Source organism: Priestia sp. JV24 (assembly GCF_025910025.1).
Classification (GTDB): domain Bacteria; phylum Bacillota; class Bacilli; order Bacillales; family Bacillaceae_H; genus Priestia; species Priestia megaterium.
In genome coordinates this window covers 390,159-416,382 of record NZ_JAPCIN010000020.1, presented here as the reverse complement: position 1 = coordinate 416,382, position 26,224 = coordinate 390,159, and the positions used below count along the sequence as shown (strand labels likewise).

At 37.4% G+C, this 26,224-nt stretch carries 30 protein-coding genes; 25 read left to right on the top strand and 5 right to left on the bottom strand.

From position 1 onward, the window contains the following. The first annotated feature begins 88 nt into the window (after positions 1–88). Both OK414_RS17275 and OK414_RS17270 read left to right on the top strand, forming a co-directional pair. Positions 89–1,072 carry a LacI family DNA-binding transcriptional regulator gene (locus OK414_RS17275; RefSeq protein ID WP_258356416.1) on the top strand — a complete coding sequence of 328 codons (984 nt, stop codon included), beginning with the start codon at positions 89–91 and terminating at the stop codon, positions 1,070–1,072. Positions 1,073–1,344: 272 nt separating this feature from the next. Further along, positions 1,345–2,028, top strand: a complete 684-nt coding sequence (locus tag OK414_RS17270; protein WP_016764850.1) for a TerC family protein — start codon at positions 1,345–1,347, stop codon at positions 2,026–2,028. Between the two features lie 36 nt (positions 2,029–2,064). Here the strand turns inward: OK414_RS17270 and OK414_RS17265 are convergent, their stop codons facing one another. Further along, complete coding sequence (locus tag OK414_RS17265; protein ID WP_016764849.1) at positions 2,065–2,616, bottom strand: helix-turn-helix domain-containing protein; 552 nt, start codon at positions 2,614–2,616, stop codon at positions 2,065–2,067. Positions 2,617–2,711: 95 nt separating this feature from the next. On the opposite strand from OK414_RS17265, the gene OK414_RS17260 reads away from it, so the two are divergent. The 3 genes from OK414_RS17260 to OK414_RS17250 all read left to right on the top strand — a co-directional run bounded on the left by OK414_RS17260 (position 2,712) and on the right by OK414_RS17250 (position 6,128). Further along, positions 2,712–3,437, top strand: coding sequence for an AzlC family ABC transporter permease (locus tag OK414_RS17260; protein ID WP_034650567.1), 726 nt, complete (start codon positions 2,712–2,714; stop codon positions 3,435–3,437). Beyond that, complete coding sequence (locus OK414_RS17255; RefSeq protein WP_263045243.1) at positions 3,434–3,778, top strand: AzlD domain-containing protein; 345 nt, start codon at positions 3,434–3,436, stop codon at positions 3,776–3,778. Before OK414_RS17260 ends, OK414_RS17255 begins: the two co-directional genes overlap by 4 nt. Positions 3,779–4,229: 451 nt before the next feature. Further along, positions 4,230–6,128 (top strand): endonuclease MutS2, encoded by a 1,899-nt coding sequence (locus OK414_RS17250; protein WP_263045242.1) that lies wholly within the window; start codon positions 4,230–4,232, stop codon positions 6,126–6,128. Positions 6,129–6,320: 192 nt separating this feature from the next. Here the strand turns inward: OK414_RS17250 and OK414_RS17245 are convergent, their stop codons facing one another. Next, on the bottom strand, positions 6,321–6,734 hold the full coding sequence (locus OK414_RS17245; protein WP_263045241.1) for a DUF1259 domain-containing protein: 414 nt from the start codon (positions 6,732–6,734) through the stop codon (positions 6,321–6,323). Positions 6,735–6,848: 114 nt separating this feature from the next. Further along, complete coding sequence (locus OK414_RS17240) at positions 6,849–7,505, bottom strand: DUF975 family protein (RefSeq protein ID WP_205661611.1); 657 nt, start codon at positions 7,503–7,505, stop codon at positions 6,849–6,851. A gap of 391 nt (positions 7,506–7,896) precedes the next feature. Here OK414_RS17240 and OK414_RS17235 point away from each other — a divergent pair, with 391 nt between their 5' ends. The 12 genes from OK414_RS17235 to OK414_RS17180 all read left to right on the top strand — a co-directional run bounded on the left by OK414_RS17235 (position 7,897) and on the right by OK414_RS17180 (position 17,492). Beyond that, complete coding sequence (locus tag OK414_RS17235; RefSeq protein ID WP_047931999.1) at positions 7,897–8,259, top strand: DUF4440 domain-containing protein; 363 nt, start codon at positions 7,897–7,899, stop codon at positions 8,257–8,259. Positions 8,260–8,342: 83 nt separating this feature from the next. Beyond that, positions 8,343–8,903: a signal peptidase I gene (gene lepB, locus OK414_RS17230; RefSeq protein ID WP_205661610.1), complete on the top strand. Its 561-nt coding sequence runs from the start codon at positions 8,343–8,345 to the stop codon at positions 8,901–8,903. 291 nt (positions 8,904–9,194) lie between these two features. Further along, entirely contained in the window at positions 9,195–9,758 is a 564-nt protein-coding gene (locus tag OK414_RS17225) for an NAD(P)H-dependent oxidoreductase (protein ID WP_034650577.1), read from the top strand. 238 nt (positions 9,759–9,996) lie between these two features. Further along, a complete protein-coding gene (locus tag OK414_RS17220; protein WP_263045366.1) occupies positions 9,997–12,039 on the top strand; it encodes a BglG family transcription antiterminator in 2,043 nt (680 codons plus the stop codon). 36 nt (positions 12,040–12,075) lie between these two features. Continuing rightward, complete coding sequence (locus OK414_RS17215; protein ID WP_016764838.1) at positions 12,076–12,561, top strand: PTS sugar transporter subunit IIA; 486 nt, start codon at positions 12,076–12,078, stop codon at positions 12,559–12,561. Between the two features lies 1 nt (position 12,562). Further along, complete coding sequence (locus tag OK414_RS17210; RefSeq protein WP_128820277.1) at positions 12,563–12,859, top strand: PTS sugar transporter subunit IIB; 297 nt, start codon at positions 12,563–12,565, stop codon at positions 12,857–12,859. A 42-nt stretch (positions 12,860–12,901) separates the two neighbouring features. After that, positions 12,902–13,186: a PTS sugar transporter subunit IIB gene (locus OK414_RS17205; RefSeq protein WP_013057899.1), complete on the top strand. Its 285-nt coding sequence runs from the start codon at positions 12,902–12,904 to the stop codon at positions 13,184–13,186. A gap of 55 nt (positions 13,187–13,241) precedes the next feature. Next, on the top strand, positions 13,242–14,513 hold the full coding sequence (locus OK414_RS17200; protein WP_013057898.1) for a PTS galactitol transporter subunit IIC: 1,272 nt from the start codon (positions 13,242–13,244) through the stop codon (positions 14,511–14,513). A 26-nt stretch (positions 14,514–14,539) separates the two neighbouring features. Further along, entirely contained in the window at positions 14,540–15,586 is a 1,047-nt protein-coding gene (locus OK414_RS17195; protein ID WP_016764836.1) for a galactitol-1-phosphate 5-dehydrogenase, read from the top strand. 5 nt (positions 15,587–15,591) lie between these two features. Then, on the top strand, positions 15,592–16,623 hold the full coding sequence (locus OK414_RS17190) for a zinc-binding dehydrogenase (RefSeq protein ID WP_016764835.1): 1,032 nt from the start codon (positions 15,592–15,594) through the stop codon (positions 16,621–16,623). A gap of 42 nt (positions 16,624–16,665) precedes the next feature. After that, a complete protein-coding gene (locus OK414_RS17185; RefSeq protein WP_047932007.1) occupies positions 16,666–17,010 on the top strand; it encodes a hypothetical protein in 345 nt (114 codons plus the stop codon). Between the two features lie 317 nt (positions 17,011–17,327). After that, positions 17,328–17,492, top strand: coding sequence for a hypothetical protein (locus OK414_RS17180; protein WP_013057894.1), 165 nt, complete (start codon positions 17,328–17,330; stop codon positions 17,490–17,492). Positions 17,493–17,573: 81 nt separating this feature from the next. Here the strand turns inward: OK414_RS17180 and OK414_RS17175 are convergent, their stop codons facing one another. Continuing rightward, positions 17,574–17,828, bottom strand: coding sequence for a hypothetical protein (locus OK414_RS17175; protein ID WP_013057893.1), 255 nt, complete (start codon positions 17,826–17,828; stop codon positions 17,574–17,576). A 362-nt stretch (positions 17,829–18,190) separates the two neighbouring features. Here OK414_RS17175 and OK414_RS17170 point away from each other — a divergent pair, with 362 nt between their 5' ends. The 8 genes from OK414_RS17170 (at position 18,191) to OK414_RS17135 (ending at position 25,813) form a co-directional block, all read left to right on the top strand. Next, positions 18,191–18,997 carry a cell wall hydrolase gene (locus OK414_RS17170; protein ID WP_016764833.1) on the top strand — a complete coding sequence of 269 codons (807 nt, stop codon included), beginning with the start codon at positions 18,191–18,193 and terminating at the stop codon, positions 18,995–18,997. 398 nt (positions 18,998–19,395) lie between these two features. After that, positions 19,396–20,346, top strand: coding sequence for an ABC transporter permease (locus OK414_RS17165; RefSeq protein ID WP_013057891.1), 951 nt, complete (start codon positions 19,396–19,398; stop codon positions 20,344–20,346). Then, positions 20,339–21,286 (top strand): iron chelate uptake ABC transporter family permease subunit, encoded by a 948-nt coding sequence (locus tag OK414_RS17160; protein WP_263045240.1) that lies wholly within the window; start codon positions 20,339–20,341, stop codon positions 21,284–21,286. Before OK414_RS17165 ends, OK414_RS17160 begins: the two co-directional genes overlap by 8 nt. Next, positions 21,280–22,038, top strand: coding sequence for an ABC transporter ATP-binding protein (locus tag OK414_RS17155; protein ID WP_221788364.1), 759 nt, complete (start codon positions 21,280–21,282; stop codon positions 22,036–22,038). Before OK414_RS17160 ends, OK414_RS17155 begins: the two co-directional genes overlap by 7 nt. A 23-nt stretch (positions 22,039–22,061) precedes the next feature. Continuing rightward, on the top strand, positions 22,062–23,018 hold the full coding sequence (locus OK414_RS17150; protein ID WP_263045239.1) for a siderophore ABC transporter substrate-binding protein: 957 nt from the start codon (positions 22,062–22,064) through the stop codon (positions 23,016–23,018). Between the two features lie 425 nt (positions 23,019–23,443). Then, positions 23,444–24,286 carry a manganese catalase family protein gene (locus OK414_RS17145; protein WP_016764829.1) on the top strand — a complete coding sequence of 281 codons (843 nt, stop codon included), beginning with the start codon at positions 23,444–23,446 and terminating at the stop codon, positions 24,284–24,286. 273 nt (positions 24,287–24,559) lie between these two features. Continuing rightward, complete coding sequence (locus OK414_RS17140; protein WP_034650594.1) at positions 24,560–25,414, top strand: manganese catalase family protein; 855 nt, start codon at positions 24,560–24,562, stop codon at positions 25,412–25,414. 258 nt (positions 25,415–25,672) lie between these two features. Next, positions 25,673–25,813: a hypothetical protein gene (locus tag OK414_RS17135; RefSeq protein WP_013057884.1), complete on the top strand. Its 141-nt coding sequence runs from the start codon at positions 25,673–25,675 to the stop codon at positions 25,811–25,813. Between the two features lie 60 nt (positions 25,814–25,873). Here OK414_RS17135 and OK414_RS17130 read toward each other — a convergent pair whose 3' ends face one another. Further along, on the bottom strand, positions 25,874–26,128 hold the full coding sequence (locus OK414_RS17130; RefSeq protein WP_263045238.1) for a hypothetical protein: 255 nt from the start codon (positions 26,126–26,128) through the stop codon (positions 25,874–25,876). Between the last annotated feature and the right edge of the window lie 96 nt (positions 26,129–26,224).

Here is a 26,224-nt window from a genome sequence, read left to right as displayed (position 1 = left end):
GGAGCAAAAAGTAAAGCAGTTACTTAATATGCACGCGATATTCGTGTATACTGTGAAAGAAACAGCAACAAAATACGGAGATGAGAGAATGACAACTATTGCAGATATCGCTCGGCTTGCAGGAGTAGCAAAAAGCACTGTATCCCGCTACCTTAACGGAGGGTCTGTGAGCGATGCGACAAAACGAAAAATCGAAGAGATTATTAAAGAAACAAACTATAGCCCAAATGCTTTTGCTCAAAGCTTAAAAGCAAAAAAAACAAACATCATTGGTGTAATTGTTCCGCGCATGGGTTCTTTTGCGACTTCCCGCACATTAGATGGTATTGACCAAGAACTTAGAGACCACCACTATCAAATGATTATTTCCAATTCTAATCAAGATTTAGAAAGAGAAATTGAAAATATCTATACGCTGGCTAAGCAGAAGGTAGCAGGTATTATTCTTCTTGCCGTTCAAATCACAAAAGCTCATTTGGAAGCGTTCCGCACAATTTCAATTCCCGTTTTGCTAATTGGACAACAGCATGAAGAAGTCCACAGTTTAATTCACCAAGACTACGAGGCTGCATGGGACATTGGAAGGTACATAGGAGAAAAAGGACATAAAAAAATCGCTTTTTTAGGCGTAACCGAAAAAGACATAGCTGTAGGTGTAAAGCGAAAAGAAGGAGTAAGGCAAGGTCTTAAAGACAGAGATTGCGAGATCCGCTGTTATCAAACAAGTTTTAACATGAGCGATGCAATCGGGGCTGCTACGGCTGTGATGAAAGAATTTAATCCGTCCATCATTGTATGTGCTACCGATAACATTGCGCTTGGTACGTTAAAGGCAGCTTATCTAAACGGACTGCGCGTTCCGGAAGATGTATCCATTACCGGCTTTGGAGGCTACGAAATTACAGGTGTGATTCATCCTAGCTTAACAACCGTAAAATATTACTATAAAGAAGCGGGACAAATGGGGGCACAGCGAATTATTAAGCTAGTCAACGGAGAAGCAGTTGAAAAGCTTACACTTTCTAACTATGAATTGATTGAAAGAGAAAGCGTTGACAACCGCTTTGCATAAAAAACGATTGACAGAATGTAGGAGATGCTATAGTATAAGTGGTGTAAATACAAACAAATAATTGAACGTATCTCCTAAAGGGGAGTAGCTTTAACAGCAAAGTCGTCATTACAGAGATTATCTCTCGGCTTTGTTGGCGACATTATGTTGTTAGCAAGACCTTTACCGCTTATTTGGTAAGGGTCTTTTTTGTATTCAATTATAAAAAAGGAGGAAAAGACTCGGACATTTAGAGGAGAAACGTTACATAAAAAGAGAAGGTGGAGGTAACTATGGAGGAACTAATTGGCGTATCAGTGCAAGGTTTGCTGCAAATTATTTTTCTTGATTTAATTTTAAGCGGGGATAACGCAATTGTTATTGCAATGGCGGCTCGTAACGTACCAAAAGATTTACAAAAAAGAGCGATTTTAATTGGAACAGGCGGCGCGATTGGTCTTCGATTATTATTTGCGGCTATTATTGTCCCTTTATTGAAAATACCATTAATCGGAGCGGTCGGCGGTTTGATGCTAGTATGGATTGCATATAAATTATTAGCGGACAATCACGATCACGGCGACAATCCTCAAGGTGGAGCAACGGTATGGAGCGCGGTTAAAACGATCATTATCGCAGATGCGGTCATGTCATTAGATAATGTATTAGCTCTAGCAGGTGTAGCTCACGAATTTGTCCCGATTATGATTGGTGTATTAATTTCAATTCCGATTATTATTTGGGGAAGCAGCTTTATTATGAAAGCAATGGAAAAATTTCCGATTATCATTTACGCTGGAGCGGCGATGCTTGCATGGTCTGCTGGAAAAATGATTGTTGAAGATAAAATTATCGGCGGATTTGTTCCAAGCACAGCTTTACATCTCGCTGTTCAAGTTATCTTAACTATTGCAGTTGTAGGCATTGGGTACATGAAAAACAAAAAAATGAAAAAAGAACAAGCTCACGCAGCTTAAAAAAAGAGCGTACGGATCATCCGTACGCTCTTTTTTTTATGATTCGGGGTAGTGCATAAGCAAAAAAAAGCTTGCTTCTTCTTCAGAAGAATTGATATAGCTGTGAGAGGTATTTCCTGAAAAATGCAGAGCATCTCCCGAGACTAATTCATGTTCTTCATTTTCAAAACGAACCGTTAATTCGCCTTCTTTAATAAGTAAGTATTCATCTCCTAAATGAGTTTTCGCTTCGTGCACGCATCCAGGCTTTAATGTGACGATGTAAATTTCAAACTTTTTTTCCGGATGATAAGGAAAAAAAGAATATACTAAGTAATCACCTTTGTTGTCCGTGATGGGATCTAGCTGTTTTATGCTTACTTTCTGCACATCCGGGGTGTCTTCTTTCATAAATACAGAAAAAGAGACTTGAAGGCCGTTGGCGATTTTCCAAAGCGTGGTAACCGTGGGACTGGATTTACCCTTTTCAATTTGTGCAAGCATTGCTTTACTAACACCGGTTAATTCGGAAACTTGATCAAGCGTCAAATTTCGATGTTTTCGTAATTTAACAAGATTTTTAGCAATAATATCTTGAATCGCGTCCATTGTTGTACTCCTTTAATTATTATAAAGATAGTATAACATACCGTTGTTTAATATAACGTATAGATGTATAATATAGCAGAAAAGGAGGGAGTACGGTGATTGCAGAAAAAGCAGTACAGCAAAGAGAAAAAGTGGACTTAACGTTCAGACAAGGGGCTAAGGATTGTATCCCTACGCTACTCGGTTACATAAGCATAGGGCTTGCGGCTGGGATCGTTGGAGTATCCTCGCATCTTTCCGTTATGGAAGTTGCTTTATTATCAGCGCTCGTGTATGCAGGGGCAGCACAGTTTATTATTTGTGCACTGATGGTTGCAAACAGTTCGATTTCAGCTATTATTCTCACAACATTTATTGTAAACTTACGACACTTTCTTTTGAGCGCTACGGTCGCGCCTGAGTTTACAAAATATTCATTATTAAAAAACGTTGGAATCGGAGCCCTTCTAACGGATGAATCATTCGGGGTGTCTTCAAGTAAAATTGCAAAAGGTGAGCCAATTAATGACCGCTGGATGAATGGATTAAATATAACGGCTTACGTCAGCTGGATTATCGCCTGTACGGCAGGAGCTATTTTTGGCCATATGCTATCAAACCCGGAAGCCTTTGGGTTTGATTTTGCCTTAACAGCTATGTTTTTAGCTCTGCTTGTTTTACAAATCGAAAGCGTGTTACCTTCAAAGCTTAATCATTACTTACGTTTGATTCTTTATATGGCGATTATTATGATTGTGCTGTCTTTTTTCGTACCTTCACATGTAGCTGTATTGATTTCAACGATTATTGTAGCGACAATTGGGGTGGTGACGGATAAATGAGCATCCACTACCCAACACTCATCGTTATTTTAGGATGTGCCCTTGTTACCGTAGTTCCCCGCATTGTTCCGTTTTTAGTTGTGCGTAACATCGCGCTGCCAGAACCCGTATTAAAATGGCTATCCTATATTCCTATTTGTATTTTAACCGCACTTGTTGTAGAAAACTTTATCATTCAAGCAAATGACAGCCAAGCAAATGACAGCGTAAAGATTAACTGGCCCGTCATTATCGTAGTCATTCCAACCTTACTGATTGCGCTGAAAACCAAAAGCTTATCCATCACCGTTATTAGCGGAGTTGGAATGATGGCGCTGCTTCGTTTTTTTCTTTTGTCATGAAAGCTCAAGTTATGCTCTTGAGCTTTTTTATTGTCTCCTTTACGCACGCTTTTTCATATAGTATGATAAGAGTGTAAATTAGAAGCCAATGAAAACTAAAATATAGATGAGGTGCTTTTATGAGCGGAGTAGTATCTAAATAGGAACAATTGAATGAAATAAATTAAATAAGCAAGACGGGTATTTTTTGGAGAATGAAGGTACCCTTTATTTGCTTATGGATTTATTTCACTGCCTATGAAGATACCTACAATGCTTTATAAAGGGTTCGGCATCTTTCGCGAAAGAGGCGTCTGTTTTTACAGAGCTTTCTTTTGTGATATGTGTTAGACACCTTATGAACGCAAAAAGCTGTGGGATCACCACAGCTTTTTTTATTTACCTTTTTCATTGCCTTCTAATGAATAGGTATCTTCATATGTGATGACAAATCATAGTGAGGAGAAAAACCATGAATACGATGACATTTGAAAAATTGCAGTATCAGGAATTAAAAGAAATCGTAAAATCTCACTGCATAAGTGAGCTGGGAAAACAATTAATGGATAAACTTCAGCCGAGCACATCTCTTAAAACAGTAAAAAACCGACTTAAAGAAACAACGGAAGCACGAAGACTTCTAGATGCTGAGAAATCACTTCCGCTATCAGGTGTCTCAGGTATAGGAAGAGTTATCGAAAAGCTTGAAAAAGGCATGATTTTAGAACCTGAAGAGTTAATGCGCGTATCTGATTTTTTAAAAGGCTGCAGAAAAGTAAAACAATATATGGTGGATAAAGAATTTTTTGCTTCGCTCTTAAGTTCCTATGCCCATTCGATGAAAGAACTGACAGGTATAGAAGAGGAAATTAATTTTGCGATCAAAGCCGGAAAAGTAGACGCTGCGGCAAGTAAAGAGCTCAAGCGTATAAGAAGACATATAGAAGGAACGGAAGCTAAGATTTCAGAACAGCTTGCGAAATTTTTACGAAACGGTAAAAACAAAGAGTATATTCAAGACTTCTTCATCAGTAAAAAAGGAGACCGCTATACGATTCCGATCAAGGCATCCTATAAAAACCATGTTGGAGGAACGATTGTTGAGACATCTTCTAAAGGGTCAACAGTGTTCATAGAGCCGGCATCTATTACAAAGCTGAATGCGGAACTAGCGATTTTGAAAGCAGAAGAAGAGGTAGAAGAATATCAAATTTTAGCGTCTTTAACAGGTTTAGTGTTAGAGAAGCTAGCTGATATTCATATTAATTTAGAGCTAATTAGCCAATACGACATGGTGTTTGCCAAAGCAAAATACAGTAAACAGGCCGATGGAATCGAACCTAAAATTAATGATTATGGATATATTCATTTAAAAGGTGCATATCACCCGCTGTTAACTGGTAAAATTGTTCCGCTTCACTTCGAAATTGGCGAGAATTATCGAAGCTTAATTATTACCGGACCTAACGCAGGAGGAAAAACCGTTGTCTTAAAAACGATTGGGCTACTGACACTCGCTACAATGTTAGGCTTTCATATTACAGCTGATGAAGGAACAGAAATTGCATTGTTTGAACATATTTTTGTCGATATCGGCGACAACCAAAGTATTGAAAATGCGCTGAGCACCTTTTCCTCACACATGAAAAATATATCGGCTATTTTGCAAAAAGCAACGAACAATACGCTGCTCCTATTCGATGAAATTGGCAGCGGCACCGAACCGAATGAAGGAGCTGCACTTGCGATTGCAATTTTAGAAAAGTTTTATCATATGGGCTGCATAACGGTCGCGACTACGCATTACGGAGAAATTAAGCGTTTCTCAGAAATTCATCCTGACTTTATGAATGCTGCGATGCAGTTCAACGATAAAACATTAGAACCGCTGTATCAGCTGTTAATTGGCACATCTGGTGAAAGCAATGCGCTTTGGATTTCAAAGAAAATGAAGGTAGAAGAAGAGATTTTACAAAAAGCAAAGTTCTATATGGAAAGCAAATCGTATGATACAGAAGTTGTCAGAGAAAATAAAATAAAAAAACCAACTGTTTTGAAGGAAAAGAAAAAAGACCTTGTTGAATACCAAATAGGAGATCGAGTCAAACTGTTAGATTATGAAAATCATGCGATTGTGTATAAGTCTAAAGACAACACAAACAATATAGTCGTACTCTATCAGAATGAGTTAATTGAAGTAAACGTTAAGCGAGTAGCTCTTGAAATCAAAGCTGCTGAATTATATCCCGAAGGCTATGATCTCGATTCATTATTTATTAGCTATAAAGATCGAAAAGAGCAGCATGATCTGCAGCGAGGATCAAAAAAAGCATTGCGGAAAATTGAAAAAGATATACGCGAAAATAGATAAAGCAGAAACCCAGCACTTATAAGAAAGTGCTGGGTTTCGTTTTTATGCAGCTTCTCAAAAATACATAGCGCCCTTTTGTTAATGACTTAAAAGGTAAGGAGGTTTCCTTTAGCTATATTAGTAGTCTATAGGTATAAAAAACATCTCTCATCTCTCACCTTTCTAATGTACCTGAGAGACGCGTTTAATAAACTATTCGTTTGTCGGAACGGGAAGACTCTTGAGCATTGTAAAACAAAAAGCCATTTTTTTTGCAAAATGTAAAGGAGGCTCTACAGATTGAATATGAAGATACATAAGGACCGGTTCTGTAAAAAGCCAATGGTTATGCAAAGCGCTTACGATAAGACCTTGCCGCGCAGCAGCTTCTGTAAAACGGGGGATTTCTTCTTGTAAAATAGCAATCTCAGCCAAGTTTAACGCGTTTCCCTGTGCATCTATCGCCTCAAATGATACACCAACAGGAACGACAGAGCTGCTTTTCCGCCCTTGAACATGAGCTTGAAAACTTCTTTTAAGCGACACTGAGCATCCTGTTGAACTAACTTTGCTTTTAGCGTTTAAAATCTGGCCAAACTGCTGACAAATTTCACTTGTAGTATACATATAAGCTCCTGCCTTTCTTCTATACTCTTAGTAAGCTTTATGACATAAGAGCTTCACTTATGCAAACCGTGTTCTTATAAAAAAATCCCCTTCACGATGAAGAGGATTTTTTTATTATTCAGCATGCGATGAGCGTTCATTTAACAAATTTTCATAAAAACGGGCAAGTGAAGCAGAAAGGTATGGAATAGACCATAAAAAGCCGATTCCTAGTGTAATAATACTTAATAAAAACCAGCCAAGAAAGCTTAGCAGCAGCAGGAAGTACTGTCCTTTATAACCATTCATCAACCTGCGGCTTTCTGTAATCGCTTGATTCATCGAATAAGTAGGATTGTCTTTACAAATATAGTACGTTTGTGAATATGCCAGTGCTTTAATAATTCCAGGAATTAGTAAAAGCAGTGACCACAGCATCACATAAAGAGTCATAAGTACATAAATTCCTAGTGACTTTACATAAAGACCGAAGTCTTGGAATGTTTTAAACAAGTGCCCCAATTGAACAGATTCACCTCGTGCTAAACCTAAAAATGCCCAGTAGTTCGCCATAAGAAGAGGTGAAAATACGATAGCAAAGGCAGTTGAAATCCATGAGGACGAGTCAGATTCATCTTTCATCCAATTTTCATAACCGCCGCTTGCCACAATTTCAAATGGAATAGGCAGAAGCGTATATACTCCGTACGTCACCACCGTCAGTAGAATCGCAAGTCCCCAGCGATTCTTTAAAGAAGCTTTAGCTTCTCTTTTAATCGTACCGATGTTCATGATGTTCCTCCTTTAATGTTGCAAAACAGTATCTTTTTGCTCGTATTAACATGTAAACCATGCACAATTGTTAATTTTGTATGAAATGAAAATAATAGTCAATAGGTTCTGAGATGAAAAGCAACGCTCTTGAGAAAAAATTTTACTAGACAGATAGAAATCGCTAAATAGGTACAATCTGCTTTTGAACTACTTTTGAAGAAAGGAGAGGTGCAAAAGCACTGTGTGCGATGCTTTATTTTAATATGAAGGGAAACTCTTATGAAAAAAATTTCTAACGTAGGAGGGGTTTCTATGTTTGAAATGATCAAAATGATGCAACAAGTCTTAAGTGAAAACGGCAGTATTCCTTTATAATGAATGTAAGAAAGAATGAGAGGAGACTGTGAAAGTGGAAAAAGAGAATCTCACTCAAACATTTTATAATTTAGAATGCAGTCACTTAAAATCTGAGATACGCACCTCTGCTAAAGAGCTTTCAAATATTCTTGCAGATGATTACGTGGAGTTTGGCAGCTCGGGCAGGGTATGGAAACGAAAAGATTACAATAACAATCATGTACTTTCGCCAGATGTATTCGAAATCTCTCATTTTCATATAGACGTATTGTCTCCTGACTGCGTATTAACTACTTATCATCTTATGAATCATACGGCAGAAAAAAAGACGCTTCGCAGTTCTATTTGGCGAAAAAGAGAAGAAAAGTGGCGTTTGTTTTTCCATCAAGGCACGGTGAGCAACGGCGATCAATAAATAAGATTATTCGGTTATTATTATACTTTCCCTCTATTTGATGCTATGATGAAAGTATATTTTGACGTAAGGGATGTTTTAAAATGAGCAAAAATAACGTAAAAAAAGAAGTATTTTCATGGATTAAGTCCATTGTTATTGCATTGGTTATTGTAGTGGGAGTTCGCCATTTTTTATTTGCGCCAACTACGGTTCACGGTGAATCGATGTATCCAACGTTTGAAGATTCAAACCGCGTCATTTTAAATAAAATCAGTGATGTTGATCGCTTTGATATGATTGTATTTCATGCACCGGATGCAGATGAAAATTATATTAAACGTGTAATTGGCCTGCCAGGAGATACGGTAGAAATGAAAAACGACGTTCTGTATATTAACGGCAAAGCTTATAAAGAGCCGTATTTAAAAGAATCTAAAAAATCTCTTGCACCTGATGAGAAATTCACGGAAGATTTTACGCTTCGAACGCTGCCTGCAACTGATGGCAAAGTGAAGGTACCGAAAAATTCACTGTTTGTCATGGGGGACAACCGTCCTGTAAGTCATGATGGACGAGCATTTGGCTTCATTCCACAAAAATCAGTTATCGGAAAAGTGCAGTTTCGCTACTATCCGTTAAATGAAGTAGGCGAACCAAAATAAAAAAGACAGAAAGACTGACGAAATTTAATTCGTCAGTCTTTTTTTGTTGGGTGAAATGAACTGATTTAAAAAAACGATTTGCTTTGTGAGAGTTAAATACCTTCTAAAGAATTAGTAAATTAGACTTTGTTTTTTTCTTTGTTTAGGAAATTATAAGGGTGTTTAAAAAGGGACTTCTAGGTACCTATGTTACTTCAAAGTAAGAGGTAGTACTGATAGGCAAGTAGTTTTTATGGGTATACAGATATATGAAGATAAAGAAACAAAGATTTGGGAAAGGAGCAGGTCAGCATGAAAAACGTATTAATCATTAATGGACACGAGTATTATAAAAAGTCAAAAGGAGAGTTAAATCAGACGATTTTTAACGAAATACAGCATTTACTCACTGATCAATTTGACATTAAAACAACGGTGGTTGATAAAGGCTACGAAGTAGAAGAAGAAATTGAAAAGTGGCTATGGGCTGATGTTGTGATTATGCAGACGCCTATTTACTGGTTCAGCATTCCCGGAAAGTTTAAGCAATATATTGATCGCGTGTATATGGATAACATTTTCTTTAAAGGTTCAAATCAATACGGGCGAGGGGGCTTATTAACAGGGAAAAAATACATGTTTTCTCTCACATGGAATGCGCCGGAAGCTATTTTCGACAATGACGAAGCTTTCTATGAAGGAAAAAGTTTAGACGAAGCCATTATGCATTTGCATAAAATGAATCAGTACGTCGGTATGAGTCCACTTCCAACTTACTCTATTCATGATGTAGTTAAACATCCAAACATTGATCACTACAAGCATAAATTAAAAAATCACGTAGCAGAAGTATTTGGAATAGGAGAGCATCAATAAAAACCGATACTACAAAAAACCTGACTAAACAGTCAGGTTTTTTTATTCACTGTGACGTAAAAATCGTAGTCAAAAACAGTTTTTCTTTTTCTATCTAATCACTAGCGAAATGTCTACAATGGTAAGGAAGAGTTAACCATCAAGTTGCACAATAATTCGACCAGAAGTGGTAATGAAAGCGTAAACATTTTGGTGGAGATCAGTGATAGAATAAATTTAAGCAAGGGGGGAGCAATTGATGCATCTAGATGAAAGGAGCAATTTAATTTTAAAACGAGTGGTTAGCAATCCAAGTATTTCCAATGCAGAATTAGAGAGAAAGTATCATCTTTCACGGAGGCAGATTAGCTACAGCTTTACAAAAATTAATGACTGGTTAAAGAGTAATAACTACCCAAAAATTCAGCGAACGAACGGGGGGAAATTTATTATTGATCCTCTTCTAATGGAACTGTTTGCTGAAAAAGTCGAACACTCTGCTGGAAGTTATATTCCGTCTGAAAAAGAAAGAGCTCAATTGGTTTTGCTTATGCTATTAGGCAGCGAAGAAGAATTATCTTTACTTCATTTCTCCAGCTCGCTATCAGTGAGTAAGAATACAGTATTAAGAGATATGAAATATACACAGAAAATTGTAAATGGTTATCATCTTGAAATTATTTATTCGCGAATGCATGGATACGACATAGTAGGAAGTGAGTGGAATAAAAGGAAGCTGCTTATTGAAGTACTGCGGACCGTATATGACATGTATCAAGGCGAGACGTATATTCAGGCATATACAGGAATTTCAAGAGAAGAAATTCAGAGATTAAAAGAGCAAATGGAAAAAGTAGAAAAGCGTTTAGCACTTCAATTTATCGATCAAAAAATAAAACTTCTTCCATATACAATAGCCATTTTGTTAAAACGAATTAAAAAAGGAAACTTAATTAAAGATTCTTATCATATCGACTATGAAGAACTATCGGATACAAAAGAGTTTGAAGCTGCCGAAATTTTAATTGAAGATGCTGCTTGTATCCCAAAGGAAGAACGTTTATTTATTACATTACAATTGCTTACTTCTAACGTTCTATCCTCCCAATTTTTAAGAGAGGAAGAAACTCTTGAATTAAAATCTTCATTAAAAAACAGCCTTGCGTTATTTGAGAAAAAAGCATGTATTACTTTTAAAGAAAAAGAGAAGCTGCTTCAAAAATTAGTGCTGCATATGAAACCAGCTTACTACCGCATTAAATATCAGCTAACTACTAACTATTCAATAATTGAAAAAGTTAGTGAAGAGTTCGAAGCCATTCACTACATTGTAAAGGACTCATTAAAGCCTTTTGAAACTTATATTGGCTGCTCTATTCCTGAAAGCGAAGTGATGTTTATTACCGTTTTTATTGGCGGACATTTAATTAACAGTGGCGAAACGATACAGCTGAAAAAGCGAGCGGTTGTTGTTTGTCCTAACGGGGTATCCATTTCACATTTGATGGAGCACACGCTCCGTGATCTATTTCCAGAGTTTTATTTCTACGAAGCTCTTTCAATTCGAGAATTTGAGCAATCAAAAGCAGAATTTGATATGGTATTTTCTCCTGTTACTGTTCAGACTTCTAAGCATTTATTTATTGTGGAACAATTTATTTCCGATTTTCAAAAGCTGCAGCTTCGGCAGCGAGTCATTCAAACCATATTCGGTTTAAATACATCCGTGGTAAACATTGAACAGTTAATAAGTGTCATTGAAAAATATGCAAAAGTTGATCAGAAGTCTCAACTTCAAAAAGCATTGCAAGACTATTTTTCTCTCCAAATATTAAACGAAACAAGTAAAAATCAAGAATACAGTTTAGCAGATTTAATTACACCCGAAACAATTGTGCTGCGCGATCAAGTGGAAAGCTGGAAGGAAGCTATTTCAATAGCCGCTGCCCCGCTTTTACATAAAGGTGTTATTACTGAAGCTTATATTGATAAAATGCAGGAACAATATCCGTCTATGTCTCCACATATTGTACTAAGACTTAATGTTGCCATACCTCACGCAAGCCCTGAGGACGGTGTTCAAGCAGTAGGCATGAGCTTACTTAAGTTAAAAGAAGGCTTATTATGCGGAGAGCAAAAAGTTCATTTTATTGTTGTTATCGCAGCTATTGATAAAAAGAAACATTTAAACGCTATGCTGCAGCTGATGAAGTTAGCGGAAATGAACGGGGTAATAAATGAGATGAAACAGCTAAATGAAAAATACAAAATCTATGAAATAATTAAAACGCACTCTATCTAATCATGGTACAGAATGTATAGCAAGGAGGATACAATCGTGACATTACAGCCTTTTTTAAAAGAAGAGTTACTGAAGTTAAATAGTGTATGTAAAGACCAAGCCGATATCTTTGAAATGGTGTACAAAGAGGCATTTGGCAAAGGGTATGTCAGTGAAAACTTTCTGGCAAAAATCAAAGAAAGAGAAGCATCTTTTCCGACAGGCCTCCAAATAGGCGATTACAGTGTAGCAATCCCTCATACAGATCCAGAGCACGTTTTTGAACAATTTATTAGTGTGGTTACCTTACAAAAACCTGTATCATTTTATTTAATGGATGATAATACAAAAAAAGTGGATGTGCGCATTGTGCTTCTATTAGGTTTAAACCAGCCTCACACCCAGTTAACAGTACTTCAGGAGCTGATGCAAACAATTCAAGATCAGCAAAAAATAGAGCAATTATTACAGGCTGAAAATCAAAGGAATGTTCAAGCTATTTTTAATGGAGTTGAAAAAATTAGTACAAAAGGGGAGAAGTAAAATGAAAAAGTATACGGTATTAGTAGCTTGCGGAGCGGGAATTGCAACATCAACAGTGGTGTGTGAACGAGTGGAAAATCTATTAAAAGACAACGGCATTAACGCGGAAGTTGTGCAGTGTAAAATTGCCGAAGTAGCTTCTCGCCAAGAAGGAGCAGATTTAATTGTATCGACAACGATTTTACCCACAACGTACAGCATCCCTGCATTAAGCGCAACCTCCTATCTCACAGGGATTGGCATGGAAGCACTGGACCAAAAAATAATAGATGCCTTAAATAAACCAGTTGCAAATTGATTAGTCAGAAAATTAAAAATAATAAATCGGGAGATGATTAGAATGAAAAAATATACGGTATTAGTAGCGTGCGGAGCAGGAATTGCAACATCAACAGTGGTGTGTGAACGAGTGGAAAATCTATTAAAGGACAACGGCATTAACGCGGAAGTTGTGCAGTGTAAAATTGCGGAAGTAGCTTCTCGCCAAGAAGGAGCGGATTTAATTGTATCAACAACGATTTTACCCACAACGTACAGCATCCCGGCATTAAGCGCAACCTCCTATATCACGGGAATTGGCATGGAAGCACTGGACCAAAAAATTCTGACGCATTTACAGGCATAGGTATCACGCGTTGCCTCCATTTTAGAAAATGACAAAAGAAAAATGAGGGATGGATATGGATAAACTTCTATCAGGTGTGCAAGCAGTATTAAATCTAGGACCTACAGTTATTTTACCAATTGCCATTTTTATCTTAGGCCTGTTATTTAAAACAGGTGCAAAAAAAGCGTTTAAATCCGGAATTACAATAGGAATCGGTTTTGTCGGGATCAACTTAGTTATTGATTTACTTGTAAAAAACTTAGGACCAGCAGCACAAGCAATGGTTGAACGATTTGGTCTAAATCTAACTGTTATTGATACAGGATGGCCTTCTGCCGCTGCAATATCTTGGGCATCTCCCGTTGCAGCTATACTAATTCCTGTTTGCTTGTTTGTAAATATTATTTTGCTTTTATTAAAACTGACTAAGACGCTTGATATTGATATTTGGAACTACTGGCACTTTATCGCTGCTGGTGCAACAGGATACGTTGTCACAGGAAGCTGGTGGTTTGCAATATTGTGTACCGTTCTGTATGAAATTGCTGTTTTATTTGTAGCAGATAAGACGGCGCCAATGGTTCAAAAATTTTACGGGTTAGAAGGAATTTCTCTTCCTACAGGCTCTACAGCTGCGTTTGGACCAATTGGTATTTTGGTAGGTATGGGTGTATCAAGGATTCCAGGGATTAAAAGGTTGAATGCAGATCCCGAATCTATTCAAAAACGTTTTGGTATTTTCGGTGAACCAATGATGATGGGGTTAATCTTAGGGTGTGTAATTGGTATATTAGCAGGCTATGATCTTGGTAAAGTTTTTCAAGTAGGTATTTCAATGGGAGCGGTTATGCTTTTGATGCCTAGAATGGTTAAAATCTTAATGGAAGGACTTATTCCAATTTCTGAAGCAGCTCGTTCTTTTCTTCAAAAACGATATGGTGATCGTGAAATATATATTGGATTAGATGCCGCTCTTGCAGTAGGACATCCATCCGTTATGGCTACAGCATTGTTACTTGTCCCCATTACATTACTTTTAGCTGTCATTCTGCCTGGGAATAAAGTGTTGCCTTTTGGGGATTTGGCTACCATTCCTTTCTATGTAGCTTTTGTTGTGGGCTCATTAAGAGGAAATATTATACACTCTCTTATTTCGGGCACCGTTATGGTAGCGCTATCACTTTACATGGCAACGAATTTCGCAGATGTGCATACGCAAATGTTATCAGGAGCCCAGTTTTCTATGCCGGAAGGTGCAACACAAATTTCAAGTTTAGACATGGGAGGAAACTTATTTAACTGGCTTATTCTTAAGTTCTCTCAACTGTGGGCTTCTATTTTTTAAAATAGACACAAACAGGAGGTAAGGCAATGAAAGCGGCCGTGCTGCATGAAAAAAATGAAATTATTTATCAAGATATTAGCATTGATTCCTGCCGAGCGAATGAAGTCAAAATAAAAGTAATGGCAGCAGGAATATGCGGATCGGATACACACAAAATGACAAGCAGATGGAAGTATCCGCTGCCTGCCATTATGGGTCATGAATTTGCTGGATATATCGTCGAAATAGGGGCAAAAGTAACAGATTTGAACGTTGGGGACAGAGTAGCTGCTATTCCATTTAAACCGTGCAGCGCATGTGAATATTGCCAAAAAGGACAGTATTCGTTATGCGAAAACTATGGAATGATAGGTGCTCAAGCATTTGGCGGATTTGCTCAGTATGTGAATATTCCAGCTTCTAATGTTATACAAGTAGGAGAGATGGACTTTGAAGAAGCAGCGATGATAGAACCTTTAGCAGTAGCGCTTCATGGAGTACTTAATATTCATCCGCAAATAGGAGACACCGCAGCGGTCTTTGGAGCAGGAGTCATTGGCATGCTGACGATTCAATGGTTGAAAATTGCGGGTGTAAAAGAAATCATCGCCATCGACATTTCTAGTGAAAAGCTTGCAGAAGCGAAGGCCATGGGTTGTGAAAAAGTGATTCATGCCCGTTACGAAAATGTCCTTGAAAAAATTAATGAATATACAAAAGGAAGAGGAGTGGATCTTGCGCTCGAATGTGCAGGTTCCCCTCTCACTCAAGAGCAGTGCCTGCTCGTTACTCGTAAAAAAGGGAAGGTTGGATATTTAGGTATTGCTTATTCAGATGTTTGTTTATCTGAAGCAGCATTTGAGAGTATTTTTAGAAAAGAGCTTACGTTGCAAGGTTCCTGGAACTCTTATTCTGCACCGTTTCCCGGGAAAGAGTGGAAAACAAGCGTTGACTTTATTTTAAATGGAAAGATTAGATTAAAAGAATTAATTTCTCATCGATTCAAGTTAGAAGACACGCAAAAGGCATTTAATATGATTATTAATCGAGAAGAAGCTTATGGAAAAGTGTTAATAATTCCAAATAAGGAGTGAAAAAAATGAAGGCAGTCATGAAGGTAGAGCCAGGCTACGATAAGATGCTGTTAAAAACAATCCCTGAATTAGAAGTTCAGAAAAACCAAGTGAAGATTAAAGTTGCGTATACCGGAATATGCGGTACGGATATTCACACGTTTACAGGTCAATATAAAAATTCCCAGACGCCGGTTGTGCTTGGGCATGAGTTTTCCGGTATAGTCGTTGAAGTAGGGGAAGATGTAACAAAAATAAAAGTTGGCGATAAAGTAACGAGTGAAACAACATTTGTGACGTGCGGAGAGTGTGATTATTGCTTAGAAAAAGACTATAATCTGTGCGCTCATCGAAAAGGAATAGGTACACAAATAAACGGCAGCTTTGCTGAATATGTTATTTCACGTGAGGAAAGTGTCCATGTGCTGCCAGATGCAGTCGACCTAAAAGCAGCTGCTTTAACTGAGCCTCTAGCTTGCTGCGTTCATGCAGCTTTAGAAAAAACAGTTGTTAAAAAAGAAGATAAAGTATTAATTTTTGGTCCAGGTCCCATTGGTTTACTGCAAGCACAAGTCGTAAAAGCACAAGGAGCGTTTGTTATATTAGCAGGTATAACAAAAGATCAGAAGCGTTTAGAGTTAGCTAAGTCTTTAGGAATCGACGTAACTGTAGATATCCAAAAAGAAAGCTTAGAAGAAATTGTGCTGACTTATACAAAGGGATACGGTGTTGACAAGTTATTTGAGTGTTCAGGTGCTGTCCAGGCGTTAAACCAAGGGTTGCCTCTGGTTAAGAAAAAAGGAACGTTTGTACAAGTAGGGATTTTCTCCGAAAAATTAAACCTTTTAGATCAAGAATCTATCATCCAAAGAGAAATTACATATATTGGAACCCGCTCTCAGAAACCAAGTTCTTGGCATATTGCTTTGAAACTCCTTGAAGAAAAGAAAATTAATACAGATAAAATGATCACTAAAATTGTACCTCTTGATTATTGGCGTCAAGGATTCGAAGCCGTTCTATCAGGTAATGAAATAAAAGTGCTTATTCAATCGTAGAAACGAACTATATAAATAATGTAAATCAGGGAGGGAGGAAGTGTGAAAGATACCCAAATGGAAGCAGGTTTATATTGTAACAGTTGCAAAGAAGAGCTTCCTCACCACGTTTATTATATTAACGGCAAAATTGTACGCGTAGAGTGTCAAGAATGTAAGCGTACAATGGTATTTAAAGTTGATGTTTTGAAAGAGTTCTATAAAGAGGTCTACAAGCGCGTCTCTACGAAACCTAACCGAGTGTCAAAAGAATATAAAAAAGATATAAATAGATTTTTAACTGGAATTCCAATAAGGTTAGTGAGCAAGCCTTATCGTCTAATGAAAGATTTTAACGAATCTATGCATACTATTCACTGCTACAAAAAACGAACTGCTAGAAAATAAAGGGCCGGTTGCCTGTTTTTATAGCTGATGCATCAATGCATTTTTTCTAGCTATATAAAAAAGCTGCTTTCTATACATGTAATGTATAGAAAGCAGCTTTTTTACGTGACAGTTTCAAACTTCAGGGTGTGAGGTGGGATAGTTTTTGTTTACCCGTCTATATCTAAATAAAACAATCTAAATGATAATGAAGTAGAAATTATTTATTCCGTTTGTTTATAAATTGTTTAAATATAAGAAGAAGCAGTTTAGCTTTAGAAAATAAGGGAAGAAGCATACTAACTTGCCTGTGTATATTTAGAAAAGGAGGGATAAAGATGTCGTTAGCTCATTTTGATGATATTTCAGAAATTTGCTATGCATGTGAAAAACAGCCTCTTGGAAAAAGACAAAAACGCATTGGCGTATGGACGGAAAAAGAAATGAGAAAGCCTGTTGAAGAGAGAGTAGAAAATCAGAAGGTGGTCGCACTTTCTCGTTAATGTAAAAAAGCCTTTAGCTCATCTAAAGGCTTTTTTACATATTGGCGTTTGGACATGTGTGAAGGGTCATAGAAGCAATCGTTATAAATCTTCTAGTCTTTGAACTTTTTTGCCTTCTATTTTATGCTGTTCCATTGTTTCTTTTAACTCTTTATTCGCTGTTGTCATCGTTGTTTCATTTGTTACGCCCATAAATGACCAGCCGTGAGATTCAAGCCAGTACTTGAATTCCCTCAAAAACTCTTCCTGCGTTCCTCCCGTATGATAAAAAGCTCCTTGAATTGTAATAGCCGGTTTCTCCGTGTTATACGTCACATACATTTTATTTGCACACATCCAAATAGACCTCCTTTATTAATAAACAAACGTAAATTGACAAAGAAGCGCTGAATCATTCCTCAATAGTTACACTATTTCTCTATTTGACTGCTGTTTTCCTTTTTATCTCTGCGATTAATCATAATTAAATCAAGTTTCTTACAGAAAAAGGAATGTAAGTAAACAGATAAAAAGCTTGTTTCGCAATGAAATCGTCATATTTCTACATATTCTTTAAGGGTCATGTAAAAGTTGTAACATAATGAATGGCACTGTAAGAAACTTAATCCAATTAGAACAAATGTTACTGTTTTTTTTAATGAAAAGGCGAATCTATGTGCTAAGGTAATAACAGGTTCAAATTTTAGGAGGTAGTTTTTGTGAGTAAAAAACGTGTAAAAAAATGGGCAGTTGCTTCTGCAGCGTCTGTAGCATTTCTAGCAAGTCAAGGAACAGCATCAGCAGCAGCTTCGCACAAAGTCGTAAAAGGAGATACCTTGTGGGGGCTTGGCCAACAAAATGGGGTTACGGTAGATGAGCTGAAAGGTGCTAATAACCGCCAAAACGACATGATTTACGTTGGAGAAACATTAACGATTCCTGACCAGGGACAAGCACAACCTGCCGCTAGTCCGGCAACATCTGTACATACAGTAGCACAAGGCGAAACGTTATATCATATTGCAACACAAAACGGCATGACTGTGGATCAGTTAAAAGCTGTTAACGGTTTACAAAGTGATATCATTACCATCGGACAAACGTTAAAACTTCAAGGAGAAGCACCGGCGCCGGCACAAACTGCTCCGTCTACATCGGTTTCTGCACAAGATCAAGATTTACTAGCAAGATTAGTAGAGGCAGAAGCAAAAGGTGAGCCGTACCAAGGAAAAGTAGCGGTAGCAATTGTGGTATTAAACCGTGTAGCTTCACCGGAATTCCCAAATAACATTCACGACGTTATTTATCAGCAGCTAGGAAACGGCGTATATCAATTTTCACCAGTAGCAAACGGCGCAATTAATCAGCCTGCATCAGAAGAATCAAAACGAGCGGTAAGCGAAGCAATATCAAACCCGCATGAAAACGATGCGCTGTTTTTCTATAATCCCAAAATCGCTGAAAGCCAATGGGTTGCAACGCAGCAAGTAACGGCAGTTATCGGAAACCATGTATTTGCAAAATAAGTAGATTTCTTTCAAATATAAACATATATTTCATATATATGTAAAGTTGATACAAAAAGGTTGCCACAGAAGTATTTTGCTTAAAGTTAAATCCAAACCATTAATAGTTATTAATGGTTTGGATTTTTTTGTTATGGTGAATGTAGATTTCATGTATGTAGTTGTTTCAATCTCTTATGTATGAAAAGAGAAATAGCTATTTTTAAGTCTAATTAAACCTTAAAATACCTTAACAGATCCATCTGTTAAGGTATTTTTTTGCTTAAATTTTAAGAAAACCATTGATTATTTAGAGAATAATGATATGATAAAGAAAGTCAATTGATAATGATAATCATTTACATATGATAAAGGAGGAGATAACTAGACTTATAGATGAAAGAAAGGAGTAAGGAAAGTTGAAGTTTTATCAGTTAATTCTTGTGTTTGCTGTACTATCGATTTTGTCTCTTTTTGTAGGAGTACAAGATCTGTCAGCGATGGATCTGTTTCATTTAACAAAAGAAGAAAGCCAAACGCTGTTTTTTAGTCGTTTTCCTAGGCTTTTGAGCATTATTATGGCGGGAATGAGCCTTAGTATTTGCGGATTAATTATGCAGCAAATTACGCGAAATAAGTTTGTATCTCCAACAACGGCAGGAACGATGGACTGGGCAAGACTTGGTGTGTTGATTTCTCTACTAGTATTTGCTTCAGCAAGTCCTCTATTAAAAATGAGCATTGCTTTCATTTTCTCACTGGCGGGCAATCTATTGTTTATGAGAATACTAGACAGAATTAAATTTAACGATACGATTTATATTCCGCTAGTCGGTTTAATGCTCGGCAGTATCGTAAGTTCCTTAGCTACCTTCATCGCCTACAAATACGATTTGATTCAAAACCTTTCTTCATGGCTGCAAGGCGACTTTTCGCTAGTAGTCAAAGGGAGATATGAACTTTTATACCTGAGTATACCTCTCTTAATAATTGCTTATCTTTACGCAGATAAGTTCACGGTTGCTGGTATGGGAGAAAGCTTTTCAATCAATTTAGGCGTGAAATACAAACAAATTGTAAACATTGGATTAGTCATTGTGTCGCTTATTACGTCGATTACGATTTTGACCGTTGGCATGCTGCCTTTTTTAGGATTAATCATTCCAAATATCGTATCGATTTACCGTGGAGATCATTTGCGAAAAAGCCTGCCTCATACAGCGCTGCTTGGAGCTGTGTTCGTACTGGCGTGCGATATTTTAGGCAGAGTCATTATTTTCCCTTATGAAATCTCTATTGGGCTAATGGTCGGTGTAATAGGAAGTGCGATCTTTCTTTTTATGCTGATAAGGAGAGGTCGTTATGCATAACAAATATAAAATCATTATTCTCGCCGCGCTGGCCATTTTATCAGTGGCGCTGTTTATCAGCTACGATTTAGGCTACTGGCAGTACACGCTGCCGCGAAGAATTGAAAAAGTCGCTGCGATTGTTTTAACCGGAGGAGCCATTGCGTTTTCATCCGTTATCTTTCAAACAATTACTAATAATCGAATTCTAACTCCTAGTATTCTAGGACTGGATTCACTGTATTTATTTCTGCAAACGTTTATTGTGTACATCTTTGGCTCGACGAATATTGTCATCATGAACAAAAATCTTAACTTTCTTCTTTGCGTTTCGCTGATGATTATCTTTTCGGTCTTGCTTTACATACTGATGTTCAAAAAAGCCGGTAAGAATATTTTCTTTATTTTACTGGTTGGAATTGTGTTCGGCACGTTATTTAAAAGCATGTCTTCATTTATGGAAATGCTGATTGACCCGAATGAATTTCAAGTTGTACAAGATAAATCATTTGCAAGCTTTAACAATGTTAATACCGATTTGCTATACATAGCAGCCGTCATATTTATCCTGCTTGGCATTTACGTGTGGCGCTTTACATCGATTTTTGATGTACTGTCGCTCGGAAGAGAACATGCGGTAAATTTAGGTATTGATTATGACGGGCTCGTCAAAAAAATGCTGATTGTGATTGCCATTTTTGTCTCAGTGGCTACAGCATTAGTTGGGCCGATCACCTTTCTTGGACTGCTTGTTGTGAACCTTGCGAGAGAGCTGTTCAAAACGTACAAGCACACCTATTTAATGATGGGATCACTGCTGCTTAGTGTTATAGCCCTCGTCGGAGGAGAATTTATCGTTGAAAAAGTGTTCACCTTCAGCACCACGCTGAGCGTCATCATTGACTTTGCCGGCGGAATTTACTTTATTTATTTGCTGCTAAAGGAGAATAAATCATGGTAGAAGTAACAAATGTCAGTAAAACATACGGAGAAAAAACCGTTTTAGAAAAAACATCCGTCGTGATTCCAAAAGGGAAAATCACGTCATTTATCGGTCCAAACGGAGCGGGAAAAAGTACGCTGCTTTCAATTATGAGCCGTCTCATTAAAGCTGACTCAGGGTCAATATCTATAGAAGGAAAAAATATAGAGAATATTGACAGCTCAGATTTAGCCAAAAAAATGAGTATTTTAAAACAGTCTAATCAGCTGAATATCAGACTTAGCGTACGTGAGCTCGTCAATTTTGGGCGGTTTCCTTATTCAAAAGGCCGATTAACCAAAAGCGATGAACAAGCGGTTGATCAGGCGCTAAGTTATATGAAGCTTGAAAGGATTCAAGATAAATACTTGGATGAACTGAGCGGGGGACAGTGTCAGCGAGCTTTTATTGCCATGGTCATCGCACAGGACACGGAGTATATCTTCTTAGATGAACCGCTCAATAACTTAGATATGAAGCATTCTGTTGAAATTATGAAGCTGTTGAAACGTCTCGTAGAAGACTTAGGCAAAACGATTGTAATTGTCATTCACGATATTAATTTTGCGTCTGTTTATTCGGATTATATTGTGGCACTTAAAAACGGTGAAGTGATCCGTGAAGGCCCAACAGAAACCATCATTCAAACGTCTGTATTAAAGGATATATACGATATGGATATTCCAATCGAAACGGTTGGCGGACAGCGTATTTGCGTTTATTTTTCATAAAATTTATTCATGAGGTGACGAAAGTGAAAAAAGTGTTAGTAATGTTTGTAGCAGTCTTAACTGCGATTGTTGTAGCTGCTTGCGGTAATCAAGGAGCAAAAGAAACAACAGGTGGAGAAAGTAAGCAAAAAGAGACGGTAACAGTAACCGACCAGTTCAATAAAGACGGAATTAAAATTAAGAAAAACCCTAAAAAAGTTGTAGTATTCAGCATGGGTGCACTTGATACACTAGATAAACTAGGGGTTGAAGTAGCGGGCTTGCCAAAACAAGCGATTCCTGAGTATTTATCAAAGTATCAAGATGATAAGTATGCGAATGTAGGTGGCTTAAAAGAACCTGATTTCGAAAAAATTGCAGAGTTAAAGCCAAACTTAATTATTATTCAAGGCCGCCAAGCAGATTCATTCGATGAATTTTCAAAAATTGCGCCGACGATCTATATCGATACGGACAACCAGCACTATATGAAGTCATTTAAAGAAAATACAAAAGTACTAGGACAAATTTTTGATAAAGAAGATCAAGCAAAAAAAGAGCTAGCAGCAATTGATAAGCAAATTGCAGATTTGAAAAAACAAGCGGACAAACTAGATAAAAAAGCGCTTGTAATGATGGCAAATGACAGCAAAATGACAGCGTTTGGTCCGGGTTCTAAATACGGATTAATCCACGACGTATTCGGTATTAAAGCTGCAGACGACAGCCTAGATCCATCGGCTAAGCATGGCCAAAGCATTTCATACGAATATTTAGTTAAGCAAAATCCAGACTACTTATTCGTCGTTGACCGCGGTGCAGCGATTGGTGAAAAATCATCTGCTAAACAAATTGTTGAAAATGAGTATGTAAAAGAAATCAACGCGGTGAAAAACAATCACGTTGTGTATCTTGATCCAGGCCTTTGGTATTTATCTGGAGGAGGCCTTGAGTCAATGGCTGGCATGATTAAAGAAATCAAAGCAGGGATAGAGAAGTAATAGAGAAAAGAGAAACTGGAACAAAAGTATTTTAATTGAAAGTAGATCCGAATGATTAATCATTCGGATTTTTTATTGTGGTGGAGAGAATATAGGTTTCATATCTGTAGCTGCTTCTAGCTGTTTATTGAAGTGATTAGTTATGTCTGAATCTCATTTTTAAGTGAACATTTTTCTGTCTGGCAGTGGTTTTGACTATAAAACGTTATAAACTGAACGAATACTAAAGAGCAAAGCGCAGGTATTTCCTTCTTTTTAGGTGTCTTTCTACTTATTAAATTAAATTTCTTAATAGGCTTTTTTATCCATTTTCGTTCCAGCAGGAAAAAGATACAAGTTTAGCGATTAATTGAATAGGGAGAGGGAACAGAAAAAAGAGGAAAAAATCTCTAAAAGGAATTTATTATATTAAAGGAGGAATTAACATGTTTCGTCATCAAAAAGAACTGCAGTTTGAAGTTAAAGTAGATCGCCCGGATCCGATGCTTGCTCGCCAGATTCAAGAAGTACTAGGTGGACAATTCGGTGAAATGACGGTAATGATGCAATACCTCTTTCAAGGATTTAACTGTCGAGGAGAAGAAAAATATAAAGATATGCTGATGGATATAGGTACAGAGGAAATTGGACACGTAGAAATGCTTTGTTCACTTATTAGTCAATTACTTGATGGAGCCTCTCCAGAAGATCAAGCAGAAGCTGCGAAAGATCCTGCAACAGCAGCTATCATGGGAGGAATTAATCCTCAACATTTATTAGTGAGCGGGCTGGGTGGTTTGCCTACTAATTCAAATGGAGTTCCATGGAACGGTTCATATATTGTAGCAAGCGGCAATTTATTAGCAGATATGCGTTCGAACTTGCATGCAGAAAGTCAAGGCAGACTTCAAGTAGCTAGGTTATACCATATGACAAAAGATGAAGGTGTACGCGCGACATTCCGAAAAATGCTAGCGCGTGATCGCTATCACCAGTATCAGTGGATGGAAGCGATAAACGAACTAGAAGAAAAAAATGGAGTGGTTGTTCCTGCATCTTTCCCTCCTGAGGCTGAAAAAGAATCACAGCCAGAAGCTTATGAGTTTTGGAACCTCTCAGAAGGCGCTGAATCAGAAGAGGGACCATGGGCTACTGGAAGTGCCCCAGACGGAAGCGGTGAATATGTATATATCAAAGATCCTGTAGCAAAAGGACAAGTTCCCAATCCGGAAATCCCTGATACTTCGTTGCATCATGATTTAACTCGTAAAAAAGTTTTCTCTAAATAAAAGAAAGAAAGACCCTCGATATGTGCGAGAGGTCTTTTTTTGCTTATAACAAAGGGTGTTATCCACGTGTTTCAATGACGTTGTCTTTTGACTACCCAGAATAAAAAGACCGCATATGGAAACAGTAGTTATGTGCACATGTTAGAAAGATGGCACCAAGGAATATGTTAGGAAAAAAAGAAACAGGTACTGTAAGTGAAAAATCATACAGGGGACAAAAATCTACATAAGTTAGTTCAAAAACAAGCAATGTCAATAAAAGGAGTGTTTGATATGTATTATTACAAAGAAGGATTAATCAATGGCATTAAACCGGATAAGCCCGATCCTGCGGCCGCGAAGGTACTGCAAGAAGCCTTAGGCGGGCAGTTTGGTGAAATGCGGACGATGATGCAATATTTCTTTCAAAGCTCTAACTTCAGAGGGAAAGAGACGCAGTATCGCGATTTAATGAGAGGTGTTTTTTTAGAAGAAATTGCTCATGTAGAACTCGTTCAAAATACCATTAATGCATTGTTAGATGAATCTGGCGGAGCCGGGGTAGGAAGTCAAGGTTCAGATCAGGCTCCTCTTGATGAAGCCGTAAAACATGCTAATCCTCATCACTATATCATGGGTGCTCAAAGCTCACTGCCAGTGGATGCGGGCGGAAATCCATGGAACGGCTCATGGGTTTATAATCACGGAAATCTAGTGGCTGATTTGCTCAATAACGTCGTATTAGAATCAACCGGCGTTTTACAAAAAACAAGAATATACGAAATGAGTTCTAACCAAACGTTAAGAGAAACGCTAGGTTTCTTAATTGTTCGAGATAATGCTCATCAAAATGCGTTTGCAAAAGCTCTTGAAACATTAGGCGTGGACTGGGGAAAACTATTCCCTGTACCAAATTATGATATTAACAAATACCCTGAATGCAGAAAATTTGTCGAGATGGGGTATCATAACACGCAATTTGATTTTAGGTTAGATCCGCATCGAATGGGAGAAATATTCCAAGGACAGACGCCAAGTAGAAATGGCGGAGACTTGAGCGTAACACCTCCACCGGAAGCTTTTCCAGTCCCTCATTTATCTGAAATGCCAAATGAGCATGCTCCAGGTTTAGGAGATATGAACGCATAAAAGTATGTGAATCGACTTTAATTAAACAAAGCTAAAACAAATAAAAAACATTGACTGAGAGCTAGTAGTCAATGTTTTTTATTTGTTTTAGCGCAATTCTTTCATTTGTCTAGCGCAAAGCACATCTCGCCATTCCTGTAAGCGCATGAGAAAGGGCTTTTTTACATCTGTTTGTGAATTTATTTGTTTTTTACAAGAAGAAAAGGGAATACTTTCTTTAATCGCTTGTGATAGAAAGCTAATAAGGGGTATGCTGCTATGAGTAACCAAAAAGATGAATTTTTATTTAAACGAGAGCTCTATCGCTTAGTACAAGAATACAAACGCTGTAAAGTTGAAGAAATTAGACGGGCAATTAAAAAGGATATTCTTCTTTTGAAGAAGGTTATAAATAACTAAAATAGATAAACACCGGCAAAAAAGCTCATGTTAGTTGATAAATGAGCTTTTTTTGCTGCTTTAAACTTGTTCAAACGAATTAGTATGTCTATAAATAGTCCCAGGAAGATTATGGATCATGTTAAACAAAGCTAACGCAGTTGTTTCTGCTTCCTCATAACGATGAATGATATCGTTTTCAATATCGCAGATTTGAAAACTGTTTAATTGTTTTGAATAACTTAGTGTAAACCTATTGGCAAGAGTATGAGTAATGTCGCTATCTCTATAATTTACTAAATTTTCTATCATGTGCTTAATTTCAGTTAGGTTCATCCACCAAGTCACCCTTTCATGTTATTGAATTTATCATACCATGTACAGGTAGTTTGAATACTTTTTTTTACAATTTGTAACAACAATTTTCAAAAT